The sequence below is a fragment of the Sporosarcina sp. HYO08 genome (assembly GCF_001563475.1).
In the GTDB taxonomy this organism is placed as follows: Bacteria; Bacillota; Bacilli; order Bacillales_A; family Planococcaceae; genus Sporosarcina.
Genome location: NZ_LPUT01000028.1, coordinates 251,696 through 270,887, shown reverse-complemented (window position 1 = coordinate 270,887; position 19,192 = coordinate 251,696). Strand labels below are relative to the sequence as shown.

At 43.7% G+C, this 19,192-nt stretch carries 20 protein-coding genes; all 20 read right to left on the bottom strand.

Translation table 11 applies throughout. The annotated features are described in order from the left end of the window. Nucleotides 1-111 precede the first annotated feature (111 nt). Nucleotides 112-417 carry an EscU/YscU/HrcU family type III secretion system export apparatus switch protein gene (locus AU377_RS12710; RefSeq protein ID WP_067408136.1) on the bottom strand — a complete coding sequence of 102 codons (306 nt, stop codon included), beginning with the start codon at nucleotides 415-417 and terminating at the stop codon, nucleotides 112-114. Continuing rightward, nucleotides 414-2,075: a hypothetical protein gene (locus AU377_RS12705; RefSeq protein WP_067408135.1), complete on the bottom strand. Its 1,662-nt coding sequence runs from the start codon at nucleotides 2,073-2,075 to the stop codon at nucleotides 414-416. Before AU377_RS12705 ends, AU377_RS12710 begins: the two co-directional genes overlap by 4 nt. 5 nt (nucleotides 2,076-2,080) lie before the next feature. Beyond that, entirely contained in the window at nucleotides 2,081-2,851 is a 771-nt protein-coding gene (locus AU377_RS12700) for a ribonuclease HII (RefSeq protein WP_067408134.1), read from the bottom strand. A 78-nt stretch (nucleotides 2,852-2,929) separates the two neighbouring features. Beyond that, entirely contained in the window at nucleotides 2,930-3,811 is an 882-nt protein-coding gene (gene ylqF / locus AU377_RS12695) for a ribosome biogenesis GTPase YlqF (RefSeq protein ID WP_067408133.1), read from the bottom strand. A gap of 16 nt (nucleotides 3,812-3,827) precedes the next feature. Then, the gene (lepB, locus tag AU377_RS12690) at nucleotides 3,828-4,385 is read right to left on the bottom strand and encodes a signal peptidase I (protein ID WP_067408132.1); all 558 of its coding nucleotides are present in this window, start codon (nucleotides 4,383-4,385) and stop codon (nucleotides 3,828-3,830) included. A 111-nt stretch (nucleotides 4,386-4,496) separates the two neighbouring features. Next, nucleotides 4,497-4,841: a 50S ribosomal protein L19 gene (gene rplS / locus AU377_RS12685; protein WP_067408131.1), complete on the bottom strand. Its 345-nt coding sequence runs from the start codon at nucleotides 4,839-4,841 to the stop codon at nucleotides 4,497-4,499. A gap of 127 nt (nucleotides 4,842-4,968) precedes the next feature. Continuing rightward, nucleotides 4,969-5,709: a tRNA (guanosine(37)-N1)-methyltransferase TrmD gene (trmD, locus tag AU377_RS12680; RefSeq protein WP_067408270.1), complete on the bottom strand. Its 741-nt coding sequence runs from the start codon at nucleotides 5,707-5,709 to the stop codon at nucleotides 4,969-4,971. After that, entirely contained in the window at nucleotides 5,709-6,224 is a 516-nt protein-coding gene (gene rimM, locus AU377_RS12675) for a ribosome maturation factor RimM (RefSeq protein WP_067408130.1), read from the bottom strand. Before rimM ends, trmD begins: the two co-directional genes overlap by 1 nt. Before the next feature lie 145 nt (nucleotides 6,225-6,369). Next, the gene (locus AU377_RS12670; RefSeq protein WP_067408129.1) at nucleotides 6,370-6,603 is read right to left on the bottom strand and encodes a KH domain-containing protein; all 234 of its coding nucleotides are present in this window, start codon (nucleotides 6,601-6,603) and stop codon (nucleotides 6,370-6,372) included. A 15-nt stretch (nucleotides 6,604-6,618) separates the two neighbouring features. Beyond that, a complete protein-coding gene (rpsP, locus tag AU377_RS12665; RefSeq protein WP_067408128.1) occupies nucleotides 6,619-6,891 on the bottom strand; it encodes a 30S ribosomal protein S16 in 273 nt (90 codons plus the stop codon). A 228-nt stretch (nucleotides 6,892-7,119) separates the two neighbouring features. Continuing rightward, on the bottom strand, nucleotides 7,120-8,475 hold the full coding sequence (gene ffh / locus AU377_RS12660; RefSeq protein WP_067408127.1) for a signal recognition particle protein: 1,356 nt from the start codon (nucleotides 8,473-8,475) through the stop codon (nucleotides 7,120-7,122). Between the two features lie 15 nt (nucleotides 8,476-8,490). Continuing rightward, entirely contained in the window at nucleotides 8,491-8,823 is a 333-nt protein-coding gene (locus AU377_RS12655) for a putative DNA-binding protein (protein ID WP_172794067.1), read from the bottom strand. Between the two features lie 97 nt (nucleotides 8,824-8,920). Next, on the bottom strand, nucleotides 8,921-9,934 hold the full coding sequence (gene ftsY, locus AU377_RS12650) for a signal recognition particle-docking protein FtsY (protein WP_067408125.1): 1,014 nt from the start codon (nucleotides 9,932-9,934) through the stop codon (nucleotides 8,921-8,923). A 16-nt stretch (nucleotides 9,935-9,950) separates the two neighbouring features. Continuing rightward, on the bottom strand, nucleotides 9,951-13,508 hold the full coding sequence (gene smc / locus AU377_RS12645; protein ID WP_067408124.1) for a chromosome segregation protein SMC: 3,558 nt from the start codon (nucleotides 13,506-13,508) through the stop codon (nucleotides 9,951-9,953). Between the two features lie 3 nt (nucleotides 13,509-13,511). Continuing rightward, nucleotides 13,512-14,279 carry a ribonuclease III gene (rnc, locus tag AU377_RS12640; RefSeq protein ID WP_082732046.1) on the bottom strand — a complete coding sequence of 256 codons (768 nt, stop codon included), beginning with the start codon at nucleotides 14,277-14,279 and terminating at the stop codon, nucleotides 13,512-13,514. A gap of 167 nt (nucleotides 14,280-14,446) precedes the next feature. After that, complete coding sequence (locus tag AU377_RS12635; protein WP_067408123.1) at nucleotides 14,447-14,683, bottom strand: acyl carrier protein; 237 nt, start codon at nucleotides 14,681-14,683, stop codon at nucleotides 14,447-14,449. Between the two features lie 167 nt (nucleotides 14,684-14,850). Continuing rightward, nucleotides 14,851-15,597, bottom strand: coding sequence for a 3-oxoacyl-[acyl-carrier-protein] reductase (gene fabG / locus AU377_RS12630; RefSeq protein ID WP_067408122.1), 747 nt, complete (start codon nucleotides 15,595-15,597; stop codon nucleotides 14,851-14,853). Further along, entirely contained in the window at nucleotides 15,598-16,542 is a 945-nt protein-coding gene (fabD, locus tag AU377_RS12625) for an ACP S-malonyltransferase (protein WP_067408121.1), read from the bottom strand. It abuts the gene before it with no gap. After that, a complete protein-coding gene (plsX, locus tag AU377_RS12620; RefSeq protein ID WP_067408120.1) occupies nucleotides 16,539-17,531 on the bottom strand; it encodes a phosphate acyltransferase PlsX in 993 nt (330 codons plus the stop codon). Before plsX ends, fabD begins: the two co-directional genes overlap by 4 nt. Next, nucleotides 17,528-18,112: a transcription factor FapR gene (gene fapR / locus AU377_RS12615; RefSeq protein ID WP_067408119.1), complete on the bottom strand. Its 585-nt coding sequence runs from the start codon at nucleotides 18,110-18,112 to the stop codon at nucleotides 17,528-17,530. Before fapR ends, plsX begins: the two co-directional genes overlap by 4 nt. Between the last annotated feature and the right edge of the window lie 1,080 nt (nucleotides 18,113-19,192).

The window sequence follows — 19,192 nt, the reverse complement described above, 5'->3', positions numbered from 1 at the left end:
CATCCCCCTATCAAACTTGTGTAACTTTTACTTACTACCCTCACTATTGTAGTCAACTTGTCAAATAATGTCCATATTTGAATATCGTTTGATGACATTTTTCAGAAAAAGCTATAATTCTTGCAAACCTTTTTTCCTTTTTGTCCCATATTCTTGATCAATACGATAAATGTATGCAAAAACTTCTGAGACTGCGGCGTATAGCGGTTCAGGAATTGACTCATCTATATTCAGCTGTCCCAACAGTTCGACAAGGCTTGAATCTTCTTGAATAGGTATGTTATGTGCAGTCGCTTTTTCCAGGATCGTTTCTGCAATTTTACCTTGCCCTTTTGCGACAACTTTCGGTGCATCCGAAAGAGAGGGATCGTAGCTTAAAGCGACTGCTTTTTTTCGAGTGGACTTTTCACTGTTCATATGCGAATATCGACTCCTCGATTGCTAGATTTCCTTTGTAACAGTACTTCTTGTTCAACTTCTTTTTTATTCAAATAAGATTTAAAAAACACACCCGATAGCTTGTATCCATTATTTTTTAGTCCATCAGAAAGCATTGCTTCCAAATTGCCTCCAATGCTCTTTAATTGTTCCAAATCATTAAATATTGTAATAGAAACCACTCGATTTTGGATTTGCATATCAATTACGGTTTGTGCGATGAATGACAAGTTTAGATGAAAAAGAATTCGAGCATACGCTGGATCAATTTGGCCATCTTCTTTCATTCTTCCATTCCATTGCAAGGTTGCATCTATTTGCTGCCCAAAAATTTCAAGTGGCAATTGCATCACAAGCTGGTGCTGTACGCCATTTTCACCTGAATGCAGCAGGGAGCCATTTAAGCGCAGCACGACTGTTTCCGCCGCGTCGCGAACTGCCGATGTAAGGGATGGATTTTGTAGCAATGCAAGCAGCTGCGGCTTTAGCGAGCTTGCCAGGCGATCTATATGCGAATCTTCTTTTAATAACTCCGCCTCATAGTTAAGCCCCAACGAATGAATTAAGCTTCGGATTGCTTCTTTCATCGCTTGACTATCTATCGCAGATGCAACGATTGACTCCGCATTTTGACGCATCTTCCGAACAACTTCATCAGTCGACTGCTCTGCATGTTGATAAATCGCCTTAAGCATACCATTTTGCTCGGCAGGCTGTTGTCCTAAAAGCTTCAGCAAATTGTCTAGCGAGGAACGGTCAAAAGGCATCGAGATGACTTGTTCCACAGCCGTTTTAAAAACCATCGGGTGCTCTCCTGTATTGAACGTCGATTCCCCTAATACTTGCTGAACATTTTGCAAAGTTGTATGTTCCGGCACAAATTGAAAGTTTTTTAATAGCTGCAGCAGAGTGAAACGCTCCGATGACGTTCCCGCTCCCTTAAGTAAGGACTGTAGTACTTGACTCACTAAGACACCGCTTGCTGCCTGTGCAAAAGGCTTTGACAATTGGTTAAGCGAATTCAAAAGGTTCTCTTTTTCTGTTGTAGGCACATTTATATCAGATTCCAACAAATTTCTAAGCGGCTCAAAAACCTTATGCAATCCTTCTTTCATTTCCACACCGAGCAAGGCATGAAAGTGACGTTTCTCAAATGGCAAGTTAAGGACTGACATTTTTTGAATCGAGTTCAAACCTTCTTTTAACCGATTGTTTTCGATGCTTTTCATCAAACTTTCCGCCTTTATGAGTTCGTCACGCGATAGGGGTACTTGATTTTTTGTCATCCACGTAAGCAAGGACATCATTTCAGGTGTACCTTTCACTTTTAAGGCATCAATCAACACATGCGCCGCTGGCTTTTTCCCCTCGATAGCATGGATGGGGCCAGCGATTATTTTCAATCTTGTCTCTGGTTCGATGGCACTTACTTGAAAATAATATTGGTCACCATTTTTCATAGGAACTTCTAATTTTGCTATTAATTTTTGGGCACCTACTTGAACCGCTGCAAGCTGCCCTGGATAGAGCTGCCTAATCTGTCCAAAAAGCAGTTGCCCTTCTTTCAACACAATCGGTTTCACTAAATTTGTTTGCGCAGCAGCCGCTGTATTTTGGATCTGTGTTTGACGGATCATTGTTTTCACCTTTTCACACGCATTGACTTAATCGGCTCAAAGCTTGTGCGATGATGTTCGCAAGGACCATGTTCTTGGAGTGCTTGAAGATGTTCAGCAGTACCGTAACCGGCGTTCTTTTCAAATTGATATTGCGGAAAATCATTATGTATTTCTGTCATAATGGCATCCCTCGTCGTTTTGGCGAGAATAGAAGCTGCTGCGATTGCCAAGCTCTTTGCATCCCCTTTAATAATGGATTCCACTGGGCGGCTTACCTGTAAATTCATAGCATCAGCAAGAACCATATGAGGCCGGATGGCAAGACTTGTAACCGCTCGTTCCATTGAATCTTTTGTCGCTTTGTAAATCGATAGCTGGTCGATCACTTCAACGGGTTGAACGTGCACAGAATAAGCAATGGCAGCTTGTCGAATTTCCTGCGCGAGGCGATCACGTTCTATTTTAGAAACGGCTTTTGAATCATCTAAACCAACTAATGTAGGTGTGTCTGCTGGTAAAATGACAGCTGCGGTGACGACAGGTCCCGCCAACGGCCCTCTGCCAGCTTCATCGACACCTGCTACTAAAGCACCTTCAAATGGTGCATACGACGCGTCAAACGTTTTCTTCTCTGCATGCTCTTGTTCAACCTTCAATTTCTTGGTATATTGGCGTTGCCAGCGTGCAAGTGCCGATTGCACACCTTTCCTTCCATCACCGGCGAGTTCATCCATCCAAGATTCTGGTGCAATTGTTCGATTAAGCATTTCTGTAATCTCTTTAATTGTTTTCACTCAAATCTCCCTTTTTCTGCTTTATTCTTTCTATCGACAATATAATATTATTATCAACAAAAAAGCCGATCACCAAGATTACTCCCTGGCAAGATCGGCCGAATCATTTATAATTTCAGATGTAAAATCGAATGTCAGTTTTCCAAGATACTCACTTCGTATATCTCGAATGATAAGCTCTGCAACTTTGTCGAAATCGACTTCACCGCCAGATGTATAAACTTTTCGCAACTCACCAATTTGCGTAAAAAGTTCCAGTAAATCTTCACCAACAGCCGTAATCCCGTAGCGCTCCTTTAAGCGATCCGGATAATGCTTTTCAAGAAAGCGCAGCCCATAAACCGCCAGACCTTCCATATTCACAACTGTATCTTTAATCGCTCCGGTAAGTGCAAGCTTGTAGCCGACTTCTTGGTCCTCAAATTTTGGCCAAAGAATTCCTGGTGTATCAAGCAATTCAAGCTCTTTACCAAATTTAATCCATTGCTGCGCCTTGGTCACCCCTGGTTTATTGCCCGTTTTCGCGATATTTTTTCTTGCAAGCCGGTTAATTAAAGTCGATTTCCCGACATTGGGTATTCCAACAATCATTGCACGAATTGCTCCCGGACGAATGCCCCTTTTGCGCATTCTTTCGAGCTTCGGCTCCAAGATTTCCTTGGCAGCTTTCGTCACTGTTTGCAGCCCTTTTCCTTCGAATGAGTTAATGGCAACTGCCCGAATGCCTCGTTCTTCAAAATAGCGAATCCATCGCTTCGTTTCAGCTTCATCCGCCAAATCCATTTTATTTAAAATTAAAAGGCGTGGTTTTTGATGGACCACTTCATCAATCATTGGGTTTCTAGACGAAAGCGGAAGTCTCGCATCAATCAATTCGAAGACGATATCGACAAGCTTTAACTGCTCAGTTACTTCTCTTCTTGCTTTCGCCATATGCCCCGGAAACCATTGAATTGTCATACCGCTACCTTCTTTCTTATTTAACAATACCCATATCTTTAATCGGCCAAAAGACGATACTCGTACTGCCAATGATCTCTTCGATTGGAACAGCACCGATATGTCTAGAATCCTTGCTCTTACGACGATTATCTCCCATTACAAAGACATGCCCCTCCGGCACAGTTTTACTTTGAATTTTTTCCTCTAATGTAAAATCCTCTGTTAATGGGCCGTCTGTTATTTCAGCTTTGTATTGATCTAAATATGGCTCTGACTGCGGTTCTCCATTAATGTAGAGAATATCATCACGATACTCCACTTCATCCCCAGGAAGTCCGATTACCCGTTTAATATAATCCTTCTGCTCAGGCGCGTGGAAAACGACAATATCAAAACGATCGGGTTTACCAACTGTATAGCCAATTTTATTGACAATCATCCGATCGCCATTTTCCAATGTCGGCATCATCGACACGCCGTCCACAACAATTGGGGTAAAGAGAAATACACGAATAATTGCAGCAAGCCCAAAGGCTATTAAGAGCGCCTTCATCCATTCCCACGTTTCGTTTTTCTTCTTTTTTTCACTCATCCATTAAAGCCTCCCGCCTACTAGTGTTCCTATTGTACAGTTTATTCATTTCGGAGGCAAAAAGAAAGGGAGCCGATTTGATGGCTCCCTAGATTTTTGCTGTTATGACGCTTATCGGATTTCTTTAATACGTGCAGCTTTACCACGTAGACTACGTAGGTAGTATAGTTTCGCACGACGTACTTTACCGCGGCGTGTAACTTCAAGCTTTGCAATTTTTGGTGTGTGTACCGGGAACGTACGCTCAACGCCTACACCGTTAGAAATTTTACGAACAGTGAACGTTTCGCTAATTCCGCCGCCACGACGTTTAATAACGACACCTTCAAAAAGCTGAATACGCTCGCGCGTACCTTCAACAATTTTCACGTGCAAACGAACTGTGTCTCCCGCACGGAATGATGGGTGATCAGTACGAAGCTGATCTTTTGTAATTTCTGCAATAATGTTTTGCATTGTTGACCTCTCCTTATTCACAGATGCTCTTGCATTTCTTGTCTTGCAGCGGAACACCAGTCAGTATGCACTTCCCGTAGAAGTACATAGTAGATGGTACCATAATATGCAAGGCGGTGCAAGGCAATCATTCATTTTTTTCGTTCTTTTTTTGTTCAAGCAATTGGCGCTGATGTTCACTTAATGGAGCAGTTGCTAGCAGGTCCTTTCTCCGTTCAAGCGTCCGAAGAAGTGATTGTTCCTCACGCCATTTTTCAATCGCAGCGTGGTTGCCTGATAAGAGCACTTCCGGTACTTCCATTCCATTAAAATTGGCGGGGCGAGTGTATTGCGGATGTTCAAGTAATCCAGTTGAGAAAGAGTCGAGGACAGATGAATCTGCATTTCCAAGAACATTCGGCAGCAATCTAACAACACTATCGATGACGGCCATCGCAGCAATTTCGCCGCCCGTCAAAACAAAGTCGCCAATAGATAATTCATCCGTTACGAGATGTTGCCGAATTCGCTCATCATAGCCTTCATAATGACCGCAAATAAAAACGAGATGTTCTTCCTTTGAAAGTTCTTCTGCCTTCTTTTGTGTAAAGCGCTCGCCTTGTGGACACATCAAAATAACACGCGGCGGCTTTTCAAGACCTTCTGAAACGGCTTCTACCGCCGCAAAAAGGGGTTCGGGTTTAAGGACCATTCCGGCTCCTCCGCCGTATGGGTAGTCATCCACTTTACGATGCTTGTCCGCTGCAAAGTTTCTGAAATCTGTTACATGAAAAGAAACTGCCTCATTCGATTGCGCTTTTTTCATAATCGAAGAATGAAGGACACCTTCGAACATTTCTGGAAAAAGAGACAGGACATCGATCTTCATCATGAAAGCAGTCCTTCCATCGGCTCAATGACAATTCTCTTTTCCTCAACATCAATTTCTTTTACAACGTCTTCAATATAAGGAATATAAGATGGCTTTCCGATTTCTGGCGTTACCGTCCAGACATCATTGGCACCTGTTTCGAGAATTTCCGTGACAGTTCCCACTTCGGTACCGTCCGTCGTTATCACTTTGCAGCCAATGATTTCATGGTAATAATATTCTCCTTCATCCAGATTGCCTAGATCGTTTTCGGACACTTTCAAAATGCCATCTCGGTATTTTTCCACATCGTTAATATTTGGATGATTGTCAAATGTCAAGAGATCGAAATTTTTATGTCGACGGTGGCTGGCGACAGTTAAGAAGATCGGCGTTTTGCTGTTCGGCATAAATAACGCAAGCCTACTCCCCTCCGCGTAACGCTCTTCTGGGAAATCGGTTCTAGAGATGACTCGAACTTCTCCGCGAATACCATGCGTATTCACGATTTTTCCAACGTTGTACCATTGCATAATTTGACACATCCTTTTTTCTAACTCACTGTTTATAGATGATAGCGTTTAAGAAATCCTGTTTTCTTTTCTACGCATCCATTACCATATATAGGACGATTTAAACGTTACAAAAAAGGAAGGAACATAGGCTCCTTCCTTTTCATTAGTCCATAATATCAAGATAGACTTTTTTTCCGTGGTGACTGCCGGCTGCTGAATAAACAATAGTTCGAATCGCTTTTGCGACACGCCCCTTTTTCCCGATCACTTTCCCCATATCTTCGGGATTCACGGATAACTTATAGATGACACGGTAATCTTGTTCACCTTTTGTAACCCGAACATCCCCAGGATAATCGACTAATGGTTTAACGATCGTTTCAATCAGCTGCTTCATGTCAACCCCTCCTAATTACTTACCTTGTTTAGCGTTATGGAATTTCTCCATGATGCCTTGGTCAGAAAACAGGTTACGGACTGTATCAGATGGTTTTGCACCATTCTGAAGCCATTTGAGCGCTAGCTCTTCGTCGATTTTTACTTCCGCTGGTTTTGTAAGCGGGTTGTAAGTACCTACTGTTTCAATTTGACGGCCATCACGTGGTGAACGTGAGTCCGCAACTACAATACGATAGAAAGGAGATTTTTTAGCTCCCATACGTTTTAGACGAATTTTTACTGCCATTTTTTCTTGCACCTCCGAATAGTTTCACACAAGATAGTATGTTAACAAGCTTTCCTGTGTTTGTAAAGTGTTTTTTCTTAACACCTAAAAATTATTTTATTTTCACTCGATGTCTAGCTACAGCGGCCAGCTGCTCGGGTCGTTTCGGTCTTGCAGATAAAGGCAAAAAACGCCTTTATCTGCAAGCTCTCCAACGCCTGTCGCAGCTCCCCAGGCCGCTTCCGCTTTTCATTTAAAAAATTGATCAAATCCAGGCATTTTCATTTTCTTTTTGCCTTTTTGTTGCATATTTGTCATTTGTTTAATCATTTTTTTCATTTCGTCAAACTGTTTTAACAGTCGATTGACTTCTTGAATGGATGTCCCAGAGCCTTGTGCAATTCGTTTTCGGCGACTGGCATTAATCATTTCAGGTGTCGTTCGTTCAGCGGTTGTCATGGATTGAATAACCGCCTCAACACGCCCCATTTGACTTTCGTCAACTTTGGCGTTTTCGAGCCCTTTAATTTTATTCATCCCGGGCATCATCTTTAATATTTCATCAAGCGGACCCATTTTCTTCACTTGCTGCAGTTGATCTAAAAAGTCGTCAAGTGTAAAGGTTTGCGTTCGGAACTTTTGCTCTAGTTCCTTTGCTTTTTCTTCATCCACATTCGCTTGCGCCTTTTCGATTAACGTCATGACGTCACCCATGCCCAATATTCGAGAAGCCATGCGTTCTGGGTGGAATGGTTCTAGTGCGTCCATTTTTTCACCCATCCCGACAAATTTAATCGGCTTCCCTGTTACCGAACGAATGGATAACGCAGCACCACCACGGGTATCTCCATCCAATTTTGTCAGAACTACACCTGTGACGCCGACCGTTTCGTTAAAGTTTTTCGCTACGTTTACCGCATCTTGTCCAGTCATCGCATCGACAACGAGAAAGACTTCATCTGGGTTAGCCAGCTCACGAATATCCTTTAACTCTTGCATTAATTGCTCATCGACATGAAGACGACCTGCCGTGTCAATGATGACAACATCATTGTGGTCCGCCTCGGCTTTTTCAAGTGCTTGACGAACGATCTCAACCGGTGATACTTCCGTTCCGAGTTCAAATACAGGCATCGTTAGCTGTTTCCCTAATGTTTCTAACTGTTGAATTGCGGCCGGACGATAGACGTCAGCAGCAACAAGCAACGGATTTTTATTATGCCTTTTTCGAAGAACTGTTGCCAATTTCCCTGTTGTTGTCGTTTTACCCGCACCTTGCAGGCCGACCATCATAATGACAGTTGGTGCTTTTCTCGCAAATTGGATTGGATTTTGTTCTCCGCCCATTAAGTGCGTCAGTTCATCTTTAACAATTTTCACGACCTGCTGGCCAGGTGTTAAGCTTTTCATCACATCTTGACCAACGGATCGTTCACTTACTGTTTTCACAAATTCTTTTACAACTTTTAAGTTTACGTCCGCTTCGATTAACGCAAAGCGAACTTCACGCATCATCTCTTTAACGTCTGCTTCGCTAATTTTCCCCTTGCCCGTTATCTTTTGAAGCGTCCCTTGCAGGCGCTGGGCTAAACCTTCGAATGCCATCCAGGTGCCTCCTACTCAATCATGTTCTTTTAACGTATGTAACAGCGTCCGAATTTTGACCGACTGTTCGTCGGAATCGGACAGCAGCTGTTCGATACGGTCGACCACTTCAATTCGCTGTTGAAACTTTGAAAACAAATTTAGCTTGTTCTCATAGTCTTCGAGCATCGCTTCCGTTCTGCGAACATTGTCATAGACCGCTTGTCGCGATACACCAAATTCAGCAGCTATTTCTCCAAGTGAAAGATCATCTAAATAATACAATTGCATATAATGTCTTTGCTTTTCCGTCAATAACGACTGGTAGAAATCGAAGAGGAAGTTGACGCGTGTCGTTTTTTCAAGCACCATCCCGCCACCACTTCCCTAAGTAATCATCTTGTCCATCATAGTATGATGCCTTTAAACTGTCAAGTAAAAGTACTTGTCTTAGTGCAAGGTTGATTTATGCGTTTTCTGCTTCGGTTTCATTTTTCGCTTCGATTTCCAAACCTTCTGCGAATAAACCGTACACATATTTTTCAGGATCAAATGGCTGTAAATCATCCATTCCTTCCCCAAGCCCTACAAACTTGACCGGGATCTGCAATTTGCTTCGAATCGCAAGTACAATCCCGCCTTTTGCCGTCCCATCTAGCTTTGTTAAAACAATGCCCGTTACGTTCGTAGCCTCTTTAAACATTTCCGCTTGAACAAGTGCATTTTGACCCGTCGTCGCATCAAGTGCAAGTAGCACTTCATGCGGGGCTCCTGGGACTTCCCGACCGATGACGCGGTGTACTTTCTCTAACTCATTCATCAAGTTCACTTTGTTTTGCAGTCGACCGGCTGTATCACAAATCAGCACATCCACATTGCGGTTTTTCGCCGCCCGGATCGCATCATACATCACAGCTGCCGGGTCAGATCCCTCTGATTGACGAATAACTTCAACACCGACTCGTTCTCCCCAAACGACAAGCTGATCAATTGCCCCAGCACGGAATGTGTCACCAGCTGCCAACATAACCGTTTTTCCTTCTGCCTTTAAACGGGCAGCAAGCTTACCGATCGTCGTTGTTTTTCCGACTCCATTTACCCCGACCATTAATAAAACAGTAAGATCATTTTCCTGCATATTTAAACTGTTGTCGATCTCTTCTCCGGCCTTATAAATTTCCACTAACTTTTCAGAAATGACCGACTGAATACCTGCCGTATCTTTTATATTTTTCCGCTGCACTTCTAGCTTTAGCTCATCGACGAGCTCCATCACCGTTTCAAACCCAACATCCGCTTGCAGTAATAGCTCTTCTAATTCCTCGAAAAACTCCTCATCCACTTCGCGGAAGCGCGCAACAAGATCATTTACTTTAGAGGTAAATGAATCGCGTGTTTTTGTTAAACCTTCTTTAAATTTTTCTGTTACCGCTTCGTTGGTTCCTGTAATTTTTTCCTTTAACTTTCTAAAAAAAGACATAATTTTTTACTCCTTTTTACGTAATGGCTTCTTCTGTCACTTCAGACAGTTTTACAGAAATGAGCTTCGAAACGCCAGATTCCTGCATCGTTACACCGTAAAGTACGTCCGCCCCTTCCATCGTTCCTTTTCGATGAGTAATGACAATGAACTGTGTTTTCTCTGAAAACTTCTTCAAATACTTACTGTACCGTATGACATTCGCCTCGTCGAGTGCCGCCTCTACTTCATCTAAAATACAAAAGGGCACAGGCCTTATTCCAATGATCGAAAATAATAAAGAGATTGCAGTAAGTGCACGTTCACCGCCAGATAGAAGACTAAGTTTTTGTAATTTCTTGCCCGGTGGACGCGCAACAATCTCGACGCCTGTTTCTAATAATTGATCAGGGTGAGTGAGGATTAAATCAGCTTCCCCACCCCCAAACATCTCTTTGAAAACTTGACGGAAACGCTTTTGTGCGGCATTGAATGTAGTGGAGAAACGTATTTTCATTTCTTCATCCATTTCAAACATTGCATCCTCGAGCGTACTTTTCGCTTCCAGCAAGTCATTTCGTTGGGCAGTTAAAAAAGCATGGCGTGAATACACTTCTTCATATTCAACAATTGAGCCTGGGTTAATAGGACCAAGCGCCTCCAATTCCTCGCGAAGTTTTTGAACGTTTTCTCGTAACACTTGATCATTTCCCGGAGTAACCAATTCAGCGTCGGGAAACAAACCGTAGTCTGAAAGTAATTGTTCCGTAACGGCTTCGTATTTCACTTCCAGTCTAGAAGTAGCAACAGTGATTGTATTAAGCACATGAAGCACCGTTTCGGCTTTTCCCCTAAAATGACGAAGTTTTATGTTTTGTTCATCCAACGTTTTTTTCAAATCTTCCCTGCGAGCCCGTTTCGTATGAAGCGCTTGCTCAAATTCTTTCTTTTCAATGATTGCTTGTTCGATTTTAGCGGTAATTTCTTCGGTTGATAGTTCACTAACTTCTTCATGCCCAGTAAGAAATTGCATTTCGTCTTTGAGTGCTAGTAATTTATTGTTTGTTCGCTCCATCGCTTGCACAATTTGGTCGATCGACGATTTTTGATGTCCACGCTGCTCTCTTAGGACAGCAAGCCGTTCACGAAGCTCATTATAGCGACTCGTTAGGATCGCTTCTTCATTGCGCCAATCTAATAAGAGCCGTTCAAGCGTGTTCACCTTAGATTGAACATCTCCCAGTTCCTGTTTTACAGCTGCATGGCTGCTCTTCAGCTGTTGCATCTTGGCAAGCAACTCCGCGCCAGCGTTTTCTGTACCTCGTCTACCTAATTCGATAGATGTTATTTCCGATTGAACAGATCCAATGGCGATTTCTGTTTCACGAATACTGGACTGTGCCGAAGTTTTTTTCATTTGAAGATTTTCTACCAACGAACGGGCTTGTTCGGCTGTTTGCATAGCCCCTGCAACGAGTAGTTTCGACTCACCGATTTTTTGTGTTCCTGCTTCAATTGAAGCTGCCATACGACTCACTTGCGTTTTTAAATGCTCTAGCTCAGCTTTACGCGTAAAAACGGAAGCTTGCCCTTTAACGCCGCCCCCCGTTAAAGAACCACCTGCATTGACTACGTCCCCATCAATTGTAACAATTCGATATCGGTAGTTTAATGTTTTGGCAATGGCGGAAGCACCTTCTAATGTTTTGGCGACAATTGTATGTCCAAGTAAATTTTCCGCGATGATGACATAGGTTTTTTCGGTTTGAACGAGTTGATCCGCTGTGCCGATAAAATCAGGATGCCGCTCTACTGATTGGAGCACTGACGCCTGAATTTTACGCGACTTCATAATGTTTCTAGGTAAAAATGTAGCCCGGCCCGCATTTTTCATTTTCAAATAACCAATTGCTTTTCTTGCATCGTGATCTGTTTCTGTCACAATGTTTTGCATCGCGCCACCAAGGGCGGTTTCGACGGCTTTCACATATTGATTTTCCACAGAAATGAGTTCCGCAACAGCACCATCGATCCCTGTGAGTTTCCCAGATTGATTGGCAACGAGAACTTCCTTAACGCCTAAAAAGAACCCGGAATAATCCTTCTCCATACTTTCCAATGCGCGTAAGCGGCCGTTCATTTCATGTTGCTTATTCAGCGCTTGCTGCATGAGCGTTTGCTGAGAAGCCAAAGCTTCCTCCTGCTCGCGGAGTGCCTGTCCAGCAGAATGATAGGACTTTTCCGCATCCTTCATATTCCTCTGTAAGTCGGCTAAAACTTTCATCTTCTCTGCTTTTTCGGCTTGCAATTCTTCCAGCCGAGCTGTTAACAGACCCATTTGCTGCGCTATTTTTGCGGATGAGGTTTTTTCATTTTCAAGACGTTCTTCCATATGCTTGATCTCATTCCGCAGCGTAGCTTCCTCGTTCAAACGCTCAATATAAAGAGACTTCAAATCCTCAATTTCCTTTTCAGTTTCCGTCGCCGATCGTTTCAGTATTTGAGAAACATTCTCCAGCTCTTTATTCAACTTTTCGTATTCGTCTTTTGTCACTGCTTTTTCTCGGCGTGCCGCTTCAAGGTTTGAAGTGAGACGAGCTTGCTCTTCTTCCAAAGCGTTTTTTTCCACCCGTAAGCGCTCTAACTGCTTGTCGGCATTACGCCGCTTTTCTAATGATAGAAGACGTCTGCCTTCCCATTTTTCAGATTCCGCACTCGCATCGATAAGCTTTCTTTGCAAGGATTCCAATTGTTCATCAATAGATGTCAGTTCATTTGTTATTCGGGCCGCTTCCCCTTCAATTTGGCTAATGAAACCATCAAACTGACCTTTTTCGCGTTTCAATGTTTCTATTTTCGCTATTTTCCCCTTTAGTTCGTCTTGAAGCGCTCGCGCATCGTGATTGAGCAGTAAAACATCTGCCTCGCGCAATTCGTCTGATAAAACATGATGCCGTTTCGCCGCTTCCGCATGTTTTTGCAAAGGAACCATTCGCACATCAAGCTCTTTTAAAATGTCTTGTACGCGATCTAAATTATCAACCGTTTCGAATAATTTGTGTTCTGCCTTCCTTTTTCTCGTTTTATATTTCAAAACACCTGCCGCCTCGTCAAAGATGCTTCGACGATCTTCCGCACGGCTATTCAATATTTCATCGACACGCCCTTGCGAAATAATGGAGAACGCTTCTTTTCCGAGTCCTGAATCCATAAACACGTCATTAATATCTTTCAATCGACATTGCTGGCCATTTAACAAGAATGTACTTTCCCCGGACCGAAAAACCCGGCGGCTTACACTTATTTCGGTATAGTCAAGCGGAAACAACCCTTTACTATTATCAAGAATGAGCGTAACTTCCGCGAAGTTGAGCGGTTTTCGTGAATCGCTTCCTGCAAAGATGACATCTTCCATTTTCGAACCGCGAAGCGACTTGACAGATTGTTCTCCGAGCACCCAGCGAATCGCATCCGTAATATTACTTTTCCCACTACCATTCGGACCAACAACCGCCGTTACACCAGGTACAAAATCAATACCGATTCGTTCGGCAAAGGATTTGAATCCTATGATTTCAAGTCTTTTTAAAAACACGCTTTAAAACTCTCCTTCAGACTGTTGTCTGTTTAACTGTTGAATTGCATGACGGGCTGCATGCTGCTCTGCTTCTTTTTTTGATTTTCCAAGTCCTGTTCCAAGCTTTTGTCCATTCAAGGTAACAATGGTCATGAATTTTTTCGCATGCGCCGGTCCTTTTTCATCGATAATTTCATATACCAATTGACCGTTATTCGACTGTTGAACAATTTCTTGCAATCGACTTTTATAATCCATCACATGCGAAAAAGCACCGACACTAATCTTTGGAAAAACGATTTTTTCTAGAAACTGCGTGACACATTCCATTCCTTGGTCAATATAAAGGGCACCGATAAATGCTTCAAAAACGTCAGCTAATAATGCTGGACGCATACGCCCCCCTGTTTGCTCTTCCCCTTTCCCAAGCAAGATATAATGACCAAACTGTAGTTCATTTGAAAACTTAACGAGCGAAGGCTCACATACGATCGCAGCGCGGAGCTTTGTCAACTCACCTTCACTCATTGTCGGTTCAGTTGAATAAAGATAACGGGACACGCCTAATTCAAGAACAGCATCTCCTAAAAACTCGAGCCTTTCATTATCCGTGTAATTTTTTCTTCGATGCTCATTCACATATGATGAATGGGTGAATGCATTGTACAAAAGTGACTTGTTCTGAAAGTGAATATTTAATTTTTGCTGCAATTCCTCAAATTTCCTCCGTATACCGATCGGATGAGAGGATTGACTCGGTCTTTCTTGATAATTGCGTTTGTTATTCATGATCCAAATCTGCCTTTCACTGCTTAATGATTTTATTTTACCCTTTCCTTTGCCCTTCTGCAAAAGACATTACAAAAAAACGAAAGAGACGTTTCATACCTTCTAGTATAGGAAGGTTGAAAGCGTCTCAGTCGTAAATAATCATTAGCTTTCCTGCATATTACAAGTTAGCTAAGTTTAGATTCGATGAATGAAACTGCATCACCTACAGTTCCAATTTTTTCTGCATCATCATCAGAGATTTCAGTATCGAATTCATCTTCTAATTCCATAACGAGTTCTACAACGTCTAATGAATCTGCGCCGAGATCATCACGGAAAGAAGCTTCTAATTTCACTTCACTCTCATCGACGCCAAGGCGATCGACGATTACTTTTGTTACACGATCAAGTACTGTTGACAAAGTTGTCACCTCCCTTCAAAAATTGAAATGCGGAGGGTGGCGGTTAGCCGCGACAGGCGTTGGAGGGCTTGAGGATAAAGGCGCTTTTTGCCTTTATCAACAAGACCGAAACGACCCGAGCGGCTGCCACCCGGAGCTAGACATAGCGACGCAAAAGCTAATCCGCCTTACATCACCATTCCGCCATCAACATGAATCGTCTGCCCCGTAATATACGCTGCATCATCCGATAGCAAAAATAGGACAGTGCGCGCAACATCTTCTGGATTTCCGAGCTTCCCTAGTGGAATCGTTGCCAGCATTTGATTTTTAACGTCTTCATTCAACGCATCTGTCATATCTGTTGTAATAAAGCCCGGTGCAACAGCATTAACATTAATGTTCCGGGAGGCAAGTTCTTTTGCCGCCGTTTTCGTGAAACCAATGACGCCGGCTTTTGCTGCAACATAGTTTGCCTGTCCTGGGTTTCCAGACACACCGACAATCGATGCAACGTTGACAATTTTCCCTGAACGTTGGCGCATCATTTGACGGGTCACACCTTTCGTGCAAAGGAAAACACCTTTTAAGTTAATGTTAATAACATCATCCCACTCATCATCTTTCATTCGCATGAGCAAGTTGTCTTTTGTGATACCGGCATTATTCACTAGAAAGTCAATAGATCCAAACTTTTCGAGCGTTTGGTCCACCATATTTTTCACACTGTCTGCGTCCGCAACATTTGCCTGAATCGCGAATGCTTCTCCACCTGCATCTTGGATCATTTGAACAACTTCTTCGGCTTTGTCTTTACTGCCGCTGTAGTTCACCGCTACACGGGCACCTTCTTTTGCAAGATGAAGTGCAATTTCTCTCCCGATTCCGCGGGATGCCCCCGTTACAATTGCCGTCTTTCCTTCAAATCTACTCATTTACGACCACCCTTTCGAAGCTTCAATGACCGCTTGCAATGTTTCTTCGTCATAGACTGAAAGAACCGTTGCACTTCTATCAATTTTTTTAATGAGTCCGCTTAATACTTTCCCTGGACCACATTCTATGAAATGTGTGACGCCTAGGTCAAGCATTTTCCGGACGGACTCTTCCCAACGAACAGGGGAATAGAGCTGTTCAACGAGCAAGCTTTTAATTTCACTATGATCTTTTACTTTAGATGCATTAACGTTAGCGATGACTGGGATCGCTGCATCTTTCATGTCAATCTCGCTTAGCGCTCCGCTTAGCTTTTCAGCTGCCGGCTTCATTAAAGAAGAATGGAATGGACCGCTTACGTCTAGCGGAATTGCACGTTTCGCACCTGCTTCTTTCAACCGAACGCAAGCTTTCTCAACGCCTTCCTTCGTGCCAGATATAACAATTTGTCCTGGACAATTTAAGTTCGCCGGCTGCACTGGAAATCCTTCTGCTGTAATCGCATCTGTCACTTCTTTCAATGCTTCCCCGTCTAAGCCGAGAATTGCGGCCATAGCGCCTTCGCCTGCCGGTACTGCTTCATTCATAAATAAACCGCGCTGATGGACGACGGAAACGCCGTCTTCGAATGACATTACGCCAGAAGCAACGAGCGCTGTATATTCGCCGAGGCTATGACCAGCTGTAAAATCCGGCGTGATGCCCTCTTCTTTTAATCTTGCCGCTACAATGGAACCGACCGTCAGAAGAGCCGGCTGTGCATTGTAAGTAAGTGTCAGCTCTTCTTGCGGCCCCTCTAAAATTAAATTACTTAAAGAAAAGCCAAGCGCCTGGTCTGCTTGCGCGAGCATTTCTTTACTGCTTGCATGTGTTTCCGAAAACTCTTTCCCCATTCCGACCGACTGAGATCCTTGTCCCGGGAAAACGAATGCAATTTTCGTCATTGTGTATCCACCTTTCTCACTGTTTCACGAATCGTTCCGCATACATCGTATTGTACCATCGTACGCGCCTGACGAATGGCATTTAAAATGGCATTCGCATTGGAAGATCCATGCGCTTTAATAACTGGAGAATTAAGGCCAAATAAACCCGCTCCGCCATATTCTGTATAATCCATTTTGTTTTTAAGTCCTCGAAGCTCGTCTTTCACAAGAGCAGCTGATAGCTTGGACTTGAAAGAAGCGCTATACACTTCCTTGAGCATGGAGAAAAAGCTCATTGCGGTTCCTTCTATCGTTTTCAACACCATATTGCCCGTAAATCCATCCGTAACAACTACGTCCGCAACGCCGTTTAATAAATCGCGCGATTCGACATTGCCAATAAAATGAATCGGCGCTTGTGAAAGAAGTCCATAAGCTTCTTTCGTCAATTCATTTCCTTTTCCTTCTTCGGTTCCGATATTTAATAATCCTACTCGCGGATTCGTAATGCTGCGTACTTTTTCGGCATAAATGCTTCCCATTACAGCATATTGACTCAAATGGGATGGTTTCGCATCAGCATTTGCTCCTAAATCGAGCATGACAAAGCCAGTACCATCAACCGTCGGCAATGTCGGTGCGAGCGCAGGTCTTTCAATCCCTTCAATTCGCCCCACAATAAATAAACCAGCAGCCATTAGTGCGCCGGTGTTTCCAGCAGATACACAAGCATCTGCTTCGCCATTTTTAACAGCTTGTGCCATTTTAACCATCGATGCATCTTTTTTGCGCCGAATTGCCCGTACCGGCTCGTCGTCTGGTTGAATGACTTCCGTACAATGAATGACTTGCAGCCGTTCATGTTCTTTTAAATAAGGCGCCATCGCCTGTTCATCGCCATAAATATGTATATGTATATCATCAAATGCAGCTAAGCCTTCAAACACTCCAGCAAGGATTTCACCAGGCGCATGATCGCCGCCCATTCCATCAACCGCTATGATCATTTCGAATCCTCCTGCTTCCTTTCCGTCATCCGGTACATCGTAAACTCACCTGTAAAAACAGTTTCGTCATTGACTGTTGAAACAACCTCGACAATAGTTCGCTTGCCTGTCGATTGCTCTTCCTTCACTTCTGCACGTGCAATCACACGACTCCCTGCCTTCACAGGTTTCACAAAGTGAATATTGGACTTTACTGTCAAGGCAAGATCATCATTCATCACCGCAACAGCAAGTGAGTTCGCCTGAGCAAAAAGATGATGCCCGCGCGCAATGCCATTGCGCTGAAATACATGGTCTTCCGTTACATCCAAAAGCGAAATCGCTCTTTGGTCTAATTCAATATCAATAATATCTCCGATGACTTCATCAGATTGCAAAGATTTCACTTCTTCGTACATCGTCCGCGTTGCAACTGTTTTGAGCCGTTCCCGCAATTCGGGAATGCCGCACTCCAGCCGGTCTAATCGGATCGTTTGCACACTGACCGAAAAATGTTCAGCCAATTCTTCATCCGTCAAAAACGGATTTTGTTCAAGCAGCTCTCCCAGCAGCCGCTGCCGCTCCTTTTTAGGCACTCTCAATACGTTCACCTTCCGGATTAGCACTTGGTACTAGTAACAGTATATAAACTTAGAAAAAAGAAAGCAAGTACTGAAATGCGGAGACGACCGCTTAGACGCGACAGACATAAGATGATTTGGTGAAGCGGCGATTTTTGCCGCACAGCCAAAACAGCTTATGACCCGAGCGTCTGGGAGTCGGAGCTGAACAATATAGAAATGCGGAAATGCCTGTCCAGGGGCGACAGGCATAAGGCGAAGATGCGGCGTGGCGGCTTTTGCCACAGAGCAGCTTGGACTTATGACCCGAGCCCCTAGGCGTTGAAGCTGGACAATAGAAATGCGGAGACGACCGCTTAGACGCGACAGACATAAGATGATTTGGTGAAGCGGCGATTTTTGCCGCACAGCCAAAACAGCTTATGACCCGAGCGTCTGGGAGTCGGAGCTGGACAATATAGAAATGCTGTCGCGGCCTGGGTAGCCGCGACAGGCGTTGGAGGGCTTGAGGATAAAGGCGCTTTTTCCTTTATCAACAAGGCCGAAACGACCCGAGCGGCTGGCCGCTGAAGCTGGACAGTAGAAATGCGGAAATGCCTGTCCAGGGGCGACAGGCATAAGGCGAAGATGCGGCGTGGCGGCTTTTGCCACAGAGCAGCTTGGACTTATGGCCCGAGCCCCTAGGCGTTGAAGCTGGACAATAGAAATGCGTAGAAAACCGTTTAGACGCGACAGGCATAAGATGATAGCGGAAGGCAACCTAAGTTCGCCACGTCCTGCGGCAATGGTTGCATACCCGCATCCTGCGGGCACGAAGCGGCGCTTTTTGCCGCACAGCCAAAACAGCTTATGACCCAAGCGTCTGGGAGTCGGAGCTGAACAATAGAAATACTTAAGGTAACCTAAGTTTGCCACATCACTGAGATGACTTATGGTCCACGTCTTTAAAACACCTACCAAAATGCTATATAGACCTTAAGTAGCAAGTGATAACTCACATCTTCATCTATTCCTACTTAAAAGCGCATAGTACTTATTTGCTGTATTGTTAGAATTTAGGCCCTTTTACTAAATAACAACTTGTCTTTCTCTATTAATTTA